At 66.6% G+C, this 8,901-nt stretch carries 7 protein-coding genes; 5 read left to right on the top strand and 2 right to left on the bottom strand.

The annotated features are described in order from the left end of the window. Positions 1-135: 135 nt before the first annotated feature. Positions 136-1,242, bottom strand: a complete 1,107-nt coding sequence (locus ACFWCF_RS22795) for a branched-chain amino acid aminotransferase (RefSeq protein ID WP_378566409.1) — start codon at positions 1,240-1,242, stop codon at positions 136-138. 32 nt (positions 1,243-1,274) lie between these two features. Next, positions 1,275-2,375: a glycine cleavage system aminomethyltransferase GcvT gene (gene gcvT, locus ACFWCF_RS22790; protein ID WP_378566406.1), complete on the bottom strand. Its 1,101-nt coding sequence runs from the start codon at positions 2,373-2,375 to the stop codon at positions 1,275-1,277. A 130-nt stretch (positions 2,376-2,505) separates the two neighbouring features. Between gcvT and ACFWCF_RS22785 the strand changes: the two genes are divergently transcribed. The 5 genes from ACFWCF_RS22785 (at position 2,506) to ACFWCF_RS22765 (ending at position 8,841) form a co-directional block, all read left to right on the top strand. Further along, positions 2,506-4,017, top strand: a complete 1,512-nt coding sequence (locus tag ACFWCF_RS22785; RefSeq protein ID WP_378566402.1) for a leucyl aminopeptidase — start codon at positions 2,506-2,508, stop codon at positions 4,015-4,017. A gap of 304 nt (positions 4,018-4,321) precedes the next feature. Then, entirely contained in the window at positions 4,322-6,085 is a 1,764-nt protein-coding gene (gene sucB, locus ACFWCF_RS22780) for a 2-oxoglutarate dehydrogenase, E2 component, dihydrolipoamide succinyltransferase (RefSeq protein WP_378566399.1), read from the top strand. Between the two features lie 110 nt (positions 6,086-6,195). Next, positions 6,196-6,975: a lipoyl(octanoyl) transferase LipB gene (gene lipB / locus ACFWCF_RS22775; protein WP_378566396.1), complete on the top strand. Its 780-nt coding sequence runs from the start codon at positions 6,196-6,198 to the stop codon at positions 6,973-6,975. A gap of 54 nt (positions 6,976-7,029) precedes the next feature. Further along, positions 7,030-8,040: a lipoyl synthase gene (gene lipA / locus ACFWCF_RS22770; protein ID WP_378566393.1), complete on the top strand. Its 1,011-nt coding sequence runs from the start codon at positions 7,030-7,032 to the stop codon at positions 8,038-8,040. Between the two features lie 60 nt (positions 8,041-8,100). Beyond that, positions 8,101-8,841: a DUF4191 domain-containing protein gene (locus ACFWCF_RS22765; RefSeq protein ID WP_378566390.1), complete on the top strand. Its 741-nt coding sequence runs from the start codon at positions 8,101-8,103 to the stop codon at positions 8,839-8,841. Positions 8,842-8,901 lie beyond the last annotated feature (60 nt).

Genomic DNA, 8,901 nt, shown 5'->3' with positions numbered 1-8,901 from the left:
GCCGCGGCCGCTGGTGTCGGCCCCGGGCTGCCGGGCGTGGCGGCCGGCTCGCTCTGACCTGCGGGCCCCCCCCACGGGCGGGCTGGTGGGGGGGGGCCCCTTCCTCCCCCCCCCCCCCCACTTCTCATGCCTGACTCATGGGCGCAGGGTCGTCATCCACCCGTGCGTGTCGGCGAACGTGCCACGCTGAATTCCGGTCAGCGTGTCGCGCAGCGCCATCGTGATCGGTCCGGGCTCTCCACCGGCGATACTGAACTCACCGTCGCGGTCCTTGACGCTCCCGACGGGCGTGATCACCGCAGCCGTGCCGCACGCGAACACCTCAGTGATCTCGCCGGAGGCCGCTTTCTCACGCCATTCGTCGGTGCTGATGCGCTGCTCTTCGACCGACAGACCCGAATCGATCGCGAGCGTGAGCAGTGACTCGCGGGTGATGCCGGGCAGCAGCGAACCCGACAACTCGGGGGTGACCAGGCGCGCGTCGGGACCCTCCCCGTACACGAAGTACAGGTTCATGCCGCCCATCTCTTCGACGTACTTCCGCTCGATGGCGTCGAGCCACACGACCTGATCGCATCCCTGCTCTGCAGCATGCGCCTGCGCGACCAGCGAGGCCGCGTAGTTGCCCGCGAACTTGGCAGCACCCGTACCGCCCGGTGCGGCGCGCACGTACTCGCGCGAAAGCCACACGCTCACCGGCTTGACCCCGCGCGGGAAGTACGCACCGGCAGGCGAGGCGATGAGCAGGTACTTGTACTCGGCTGCGGGGCGGACCCCGAGAGCCGGTTCGGTCGCGAACATGTACGGACGCAGGTAGAGCGACGATTCACCACCCGCCTCGGGGACCCACTCGTGATCGACCTCGAGCAGTTCGGTGATCGACCTGGCGAACAGTTCCTCGGGCAGGTGAGGCATCGCGATGCGGTCGGCAGACCGGTTGAACCTGGCAGCATTGGAATCCAGGCGGAACGACGCGATGCTGCCGTCGCTCTGCCGGTACGCTTTGAGCCCTTCGAAGATCGCCTGACCGTAGTGCAACACCATCGCGGCGGGATCCAGCGAGATGGGCGCGTAGGGCTCGACCTTCGCGTCGTGCCAACCGGTGCCCTCGGTGTAGGTGATCGTCACCATGTGATCGGTGAAGTACCGGCCGAAGCCGGGATCGGCCAGGATTTCCTGGCGCCGCTCCGCGGAAGTCGGTGAGGGATGCGGGACGCGAGCGAATTCGAGGACACCTGTCATGAATGACAATGGTAACCAATCGCCTCCGGCGGCTACTTGGTGTGGTCCTCGACGAACGGCGGAGAGACCACCTCGGCACGAAGCGAGCGCCCGCGCACATCGACGCTCACCTCGTCGCCGGCCGCAAACCCGGCGTCGGTGTCGAGCAGAGCAAGTGCGATTCCGGCCTTGAGCGTAGGAGAAAAGGTGCCCGAGGTGGTTTCACCCACTGAAGCACCGTCTTTCAGGACGGTCTGGCCCTGGCGCAGCACACCACGATCGAGGGCCCGGAGACCCCACAGGCGACGCTTCGGACCTGCCTCCTTCTCTTCGACCAAGGCTTCCCGTCCCCAGAATTCCGGCTTCTTCCAACCGACCGCCCAGCCGGTACGGGCCTGCAACGGTGAGATCGCCAGCGACAACTCGTGCCCGTGCAAGGGGTACCCCATCTCGGTGCGCAAGGTGTCGCGGGCGCCGAGGCCGGCGACCTGTCCCCCGGCGGCACGCACCGCGGCCTCCAGTGCACGGAAGAGGACCTCTGCGCCGTCCCAGCTCGGCAGGACCTCGAATCCGCGCTCGCCGGTGTACCCGCTGCGACACACGCGCACGGGTGTCCCGTTCCACTCTGCGTCGACGAACCCCATGTACGAGATGTCCGTCGGCAATCCCAGTTCGGTCAGGATGTCAGCGGACTTCGGTCCCTGCACCGCAAGCACGGCATACCCACGATGCTGATCGGTGACGGTGACCCCGGCGGGCGCCTTCGCGACGAGTTCTGCGACGACCGCTGCGGTGTTCGCAGCGTTCGGCACGAGGAAGAGTTCGTCGTCCGAGACGTAGTAGACGATGAGATCGTCGATGACACCGCCGGATTCGGTGCAGCACAGCGTGTACTGCGCCTTGCCCGGTCCGATCTTCGCCAGGTCGTTGGTCAGGGCCGAGTTCACGAACTCTGCGGCGCCCGGCCCCGCGACCAGGGCCTTGCCGAGGTGGCTCACGTCGAACAGGCCCACGGTTTCGCGGACAGCAGTGTGCTCGGCAACGGTGCCTGCGTAGGACACGGGCATCTCCCAGCCGCCGAACGGTGCGAATGTCGCGCCGAGTTCGACGTGAACGGCATGGATGGGTCCCCGCTGCAATTCCTGGTCGCTCATGTGACAAGAGGTTAGTCGACCCGCTATGGAACGAGGTCGGGTCCGGCCACACCCACGGCATCTCCGCGCGGTCACTAGCATCGTTCTGGACCCCCGTGTCCGCCACCTTCGTCTGCCTAGGAGTTGCCCAGTGAGCGCACCGACCCCGGAGTTGCCCGAACTCGTTCTCGCCGGCTCTGTATCCAAGCGAGCCGACGTACTCGTCGTCGGACTGACGTCGTCCGACGGAACCCCAGAGGTTCTGCTCGGTGACGGCGTGATCGACGAGGACGTGCTCGGGAGCATTCTCGACGCGGTGCAGGCCGTCGGAGCCACCGGCCGCGCCGAGGAGATCACACGCGTCCCCGCTCCCGCCGAACTCCCCGTCTCGAGTGTCGTTGCCGTCGGACTGGGCGCCGCCGACAGCATCGACGCCGAGCAGGTGCGCCGCGCGGCCGGAGCCGCCTCCCGAGCATTGGCCGGTGTGTCCACCGTCGCGACGACCTTGTCTGCCGTCGACCTCGGCGCCGCCGCGGAAGGCTTTGCGCTCGGCGCGTACAGCTACACCGAGTTCCGCTCCGAGAAGTCGGCTCCGGGCGCAGACAAGAAGCCGCCCTCCCGGATCGAACTGCTCGTCGCCTCCACACGTGACCGCGCCGCGAAGGCCGAACTCGCCCGATCGACGGCGATCGCTGAAGCGGTCGCGACGGCCCGCGAGTTCGTCAACACCCCGCCCAGCCACCTGTACCCGGCGTCGTTCGCGGAGCGCGCGAAGGCGTTGGGCGAGGCAGCTGGACTGAAGGTGGAGATCCTCGACGAGAAGGCTCTCGAGAAGCAGGGTTTCGGCGGCATCGTCGGTGTCGGCAAAGGCTCGTCGCGGCCGCCACGGCTCGTGCGCCTGTCGTACGCCTCGAAGAAGCGCAAGGCCCAGAAGATCGCGCTCGTCGGCAAGGGTGTCACGTTCGATACGGGTGGCATCTCGATCAAGCCTGCCGCGGGCATGGAAGCGATGACCTCCGACATGGCGGGTGCCGCAGCTGTGGTTGCCACAGTGGTGCTCGCCGCGAAGCTGGGCGTTGCCGCCGATGTCACGGCCACGGTGCCGATGGCCGAGAACATGCCGTCGTCGACGGCGCAGCGTCCCGGCGATGTCCTGACCCAGTACGGCGGAACCACCGTCGAGGTGATCAACACCGATGCAGAGGGCCGGCTGATTCTCGCCGACGCGATCGTGCGCGCATGTGAGGACGAGCCCGACTACCTGATCGACACCGCCACGCTGACCGGCGCCCAGATGGTGGCGCTCGGCACCCGCACACCCGGTGTGATGGGCACCGAGGAGTTCCGCGACCGGGTCGCAGGCCTGTCGCAGGCGGTCGGCGAGAACGGCTGGGCGATGCCGCTGCCGACGTACATGCGCTCGGACCTCGACTCGCGGGTCGCCGACCTCGCGAACGTCAGCCCGAACCGATGGGGCGGCATGCTCACCGCAGGTCTTTTCCTGAAGGAATTCGTCGCCGAAGGTGTGCAGTGGGTACACATCGACGTCGCCGGTCCGGCATTCAACACCGGTGGCCCCTTCGGCTACGTCGGCAAGGGCGGCACCGGTGTTCCGGTACGCACGATGCTCGCTGTGATCGAGGACGTCGCAGAACACGGATGACGCGAATTGCCCATTGCTGCCGCGGCGCGGCCGTTCCATTCGAGACGAGCGGGACGGCCGCGTGGGGCCGGACACACTGCGAAAGTGGTGTGAGCAGTTCTGCCCCTCGTCGAACATGAGATGGCGACGAGTGCAAGGATGGTTCCGGGCGTGCCTCCTCCGGTATCGGCCCGCGAGAACACCTGAACCAACCGCACGAGTCCCCGGCCTCGAGCACAATGGGAACGCGACCACACAATGGTCGACACCCACGAGTCGGTACAACTCAACACACCCGAACACAACCGTCGAGGAGTCAACAGACATGGCCTTCTCCGTCCAGATGCCAGCGCTTGGTGAGAGCGTCACCGAGGGAACTGTCACGCGATGGCTCAAGCAGGAAGGGGACACGGTCGAAGTCGATGAGCCGCTGCTCGAAGTCTCCACGGACAAGGTCGACACCGAGATCCCGTCCCCTGCTGCCGGCGTGCTGATCAAGATCGTCGCTCAGGAAGACGACACCGTCGACATCGGCGGCGAGCTCGCGCAGATCGGTGAGGCAGGCGAGTCCGCAGGTAGCGCACCTGCTCCGGCAGCCGAGGCGCCCGAAGCCGAGCCCGAAGCCGAGCCCGAAGCCGAGCCCGAGCCCGAGGCCGCGTCGGCCCCCGCAGCAGCACCCGCCCCGACGAGCAACGGTGCGGGCACCCCCGTCACCATGCCCGAACTGGGCGAGTCCGTCACCGAAGGCACCGTCACCCGCTGGCTCAAGGCCGTCGGCGACGAGGTCGCCGTCGACGAACCGCTCCTCGAGGTCTCCACCGACAAGGTCGACACCGAGATCCCGTCCCCCGTCGCCGGAATCCTCACCGAGATCTCCGCACAGGAAGACGACACCGTCGAGGTCGGCGGCCAGCTCGCCGTCATCGGCACCGAAGCCCCCGCAGAGCAGCCGGCAGAACCCGCCGCACCGGCACCGGCAGCCGAGAAGCCCACTGCTGCGCCTGCCGAGGAAGCAGCACCTGCACCCGCAGCCACGCCGGCACCGACGTCTGCACCTGCTGCTCCGGCGCCGAAGACCGAGCAGGCCGCTGCACCGGCGCCGAAGACCGAGCAGGCCGCTGCACCGTCCGGCGATGCGACGCCGTACGTCACTCCGCTCGTGCGCAAGCTTGCTTCGCAACACGACGTCGACCTGTCGACGGTCAAGGGCACCGGTGTCGGTGGCCGTATCCGTAAGCAGGACGTGGTCGCAGCCGCCGAAGCGAAGAAGGCCCCTGCAGCCGCCCCCGCCGCCGCAGCAGCAGCGACACCCGCGACAGCAGCGCCGTCCGGCGTTGCTCCGGGCGTGCGTCCCGAGCTGGCGAATCTGCGTGGAACCACGCAGAAGGCCAACCGCATCCGTCAGATCACCGCGACGAAGACTCGCGAGTCGCTGCAGAACACTGCGCAGCTCACGCAGACCTTCGAGGTCGACGTCACCAGGATCGCCCAGTTGCGTAGCCAGGCGAAGAAGTCGTTCGCCGAGCGTGAGGGCGTCAACCTGACGTATCTGCCGTTCTTCGCAAAGGCCGTTGTCGAGGCACTCAAGGTGCATCCGAACATCAACGCGTCGTACGACGAGGCCAACAAGCAGATCACTTACCACGCGGCCGAGCACCTCGGTATCGCCGTGGACACCGAGCAGGGGCTGCTCTCCCCGGTGATCCACAATGCCGGAGACCTGTCGCTGGGTGGTCTTGCACGCGCGATCGCGGATATCGCCGAGCGCTCGCGCAATGGTGGCCTCAAGCCCGACGAGCTCTCCGGCGGCACCTTCACGATCACGAACATCGGTAGCCAGGGCGCCCTGTTCGACACCCCGATCCTGGTTCCGCCGCAGGCCGGCATGCTCGGGACGGGTGCAATCGTCAAGCGCCCCGTTGTCGTCCAGGACGAGACCGGCAACGAGTCGATCGGTGTGCGGTCGATGTGCTACCTGCCGCTCACCTACGATCACCGACTCGTCGACGGTGCCGACGCCGGACGATTCCTCAAGACGATCAAGCATCGTCTCGAGGAAGGTGCGTTCGACGCCGATCTCGGTCTGTGAACCGCGTAGCGCAGCTGTAACCACAGAACCCGTGTGAGTGGAGGCGGGGGTGTCGTCGATCCGACGACACCCCCGCCTCCGTTCTGTGACGAGGCGTACTGTCGACACCTATGAGCAATGCCGCGTCCTCCGCACGTCTCGACTCCGCGCCGGTCGTTGTGGCGCAGCTTGGCATGATCGGTTATCTCGAAGCCTGGGAGCGTCAGCGCGAGCTCGCTGCCGAGCGTGCAGACGGCATCGGCGCCGACACCCTTCTCCTTCTCGAGCACCCACCCGTGTACACCGCGGGCAGGCGGACCGAGGACTCCGACCGGCCCTCCGACGGCACCCCCGTCATCGATGTCGATCGGGGCGGGAAGATCACCTGGCACGGTCCCGGTCAGCTCGTCGGCTACCCGATCATCCGGCTCGCCGCGCCGATCGACGTCGTCGACTACGTCCGGCGGATCGAGCAGGCACTGATCACGGTATGCACCGACATGGGTCTGGTGTGCGGGCGCGTCGAAGGCCGCTCCGGGGTATGGCTGCCCGCGGAATTGCGCGACGGGCGGTGGCTGGCCGAACGGAAGATCGCCGCCATCGGCATCCGGGTGCAGCGCGGTGTCGCGATGCACGGATTCTCCCTCAACTGCGACTCCGCTCTCGACGCCTTCGACTCGATCGTCCCGTGCGGTATCCGCGATGCCGGAGTCGCGTCTCTCACGGGCGAACTGGGCCGCGACGTGACGGTGCACGAGGTGATTCCGGCGGTGACCGAAGCCGTCGTCGCAGCGCTCGACGGCCGACTTCCCGTCACCGAGTGCAACATCGAACGGGTCACCTTCGAACAGGCCGTCTCGACTGCTGCACCGAACTCGACCACGCCGGAGTTCACTGCTCACCGGTTCTGACATGTCCACACCCGGAAGAAGTTTCACCCGGCGCTCCGGCGTACCATCGATGGCGTGACTGTCGCCCCAGAAGGACGCAAGCTGCTGCGGATCGAGACCCGGAACGCGCAGACGCCCATCGAACGTAAGCCCAATTGGATCAAGACCCGCGCCAAGATGGGACCGGAGTACACCGACCTCAAAGGCCTCGTGCGGCGTGAAGGCCTGCACACGGTCTGCGAAGAAGCCGGATGCCCCAACATCTACGAATGCTGGGAAGACCGCGAGGCCACCTTCCTCATCGGCGGTGAGCAGTGCACCCGCCGCTGCGACTTCTGCCAGATCGACACGGGCAAGCCCACCGCGCTCGACCGCGACGAACCGCGTCGCGTCGCCGAATCGGTCCAGTCGATGGGATTGCGTTACTCGACGATCACCGGTGTCGCCCGAGACGATCTTCCGGACGGCGGCGCGTGGCTGTATGCGGAAACCGTCCGCAATATCCACGAGCTCAACCCGGGAACCGGCGTCGAGAACCTGATCCCGGATTTCAACGGGAAGCCGGATCTTCTTCAGGAAGTCTTCGAGTCGCGGCCGGAGGTCCTCGCACACAACGTCGAGACCGTCCCGCGCATCTTCAAGAGAATCCGTCCCGCGTTCCGTTACCAGCGGTCCCTCGACGTGATCACCGCTGCCCGCGAGTTCGGCCTGGTCACCAAGTCCAACCTGATTCTCGGTATGGGCGAGACTCCCGACGAGGTCACCGAGGCACTACACGACCTCCACGACGCCGGCTGCGACATCATCACGATCACGCAGTACCTGCGCCCGTCAGCTCGGCATCACCCCGTCGAGCGGTGGGTCAAGCCCGAGGAATTCGTGACCCACTCCGAGATGGCCGAGAAGATCGGCTTCGCCGGCGTGATGGCCGGACCGCTCGTGCGCTCGTCGTATCGCGCCGGTCGACTGTACGCGCAGGCAATGGCTCACCACGGTCGTGAACTGCCCGCCGATCAGGCACATCTCGCGCAAGGAGGCACCGCAAGTCAGGAAGCCAGCTCGGTTCTCGCCCGATTCGGCAGCTAGAAACCGGACGGGTACCCGCGGTGGCAAGCGGTCCACCGCGAGGAAAGTATCCTGGTAGTCATGGCGAAGGGCAGCAAGACCGACAAGGAAGCGAAGGCAGCGGCGAAAGCCGCTCGCAAGCAGGCATCGAAGGAGCGCCGCACACAGCTGTGGCAGGCCTTCCAGATTCAGCGCAAGGAAGACAAGGCGCTTCTGCCGTGGATGATCGGTGTGCTTGTCGCCTCGATCGTCGTGTTCTTCGTGATCGGGCTGATCTTCAGCATCCAGTGGTTCCTGCTGCCGATCGGCATCCTCGTCGGTGTCCTGGCAGCGTTCATCATCTTCGGCCGTCGTGTTCAGAAGTCCGTATACAAGAAGGCCGACGGTCAGGCGGGCGCAGCAGCGTGGGCCCTCGACAATCTTCAGGGGTCGTGGCGTGTCTCGCAGGCCGTCGCCGGCACCACTCACCTCGACGCACTGCACCGGGTCATCGGCCGGCCGGGGGTCATCCTCGTCGGTGAAGGCAACGCCGGCCGAATCAAGCCTCTGATGTCGCAAGAGAAGAAGCGCGTGGCTCGCCTCGTCGGCGACACCCCCATCTACGAATTCATCGTCGGCAACGACGAGGGCCAAGTCCCGCTGCCACAGCTGCAGAAGCAATTGAACAAGCTTCCCCGCAACATCGACACCAAGCGGATGGATGCGATCGAAGGCCGTCTCTCGGCTCTGAGCACCAAGAAGAGCGGCCCCGCAATGCCGAAGGGTCCGCTGCCTGCGGGCGCGAAGATGCGGAGCGTGCAGCGCACCATGCGCCGCCGCTGATCCCCTGAAGTCAACCTGCTGAGGTTTCCAATGGCTGAGGGCCGCCGTCCCGATCGGGAC

Origin of the sequence: Rhodococcus sp. NPDC060090 (genome assembly GCF_042729855.1) — a bacterium.
In the GTDB taxonomy this organism is placed as follows: domain Bacteria; phylum Actinomycetota; class Actinomycetes; order Mycobacteriales; family Mycobacteriaceae; genus Rhodococcus.
This window is presented reverse-complemented; position numbering and strand designations above follow the sequence as displayed.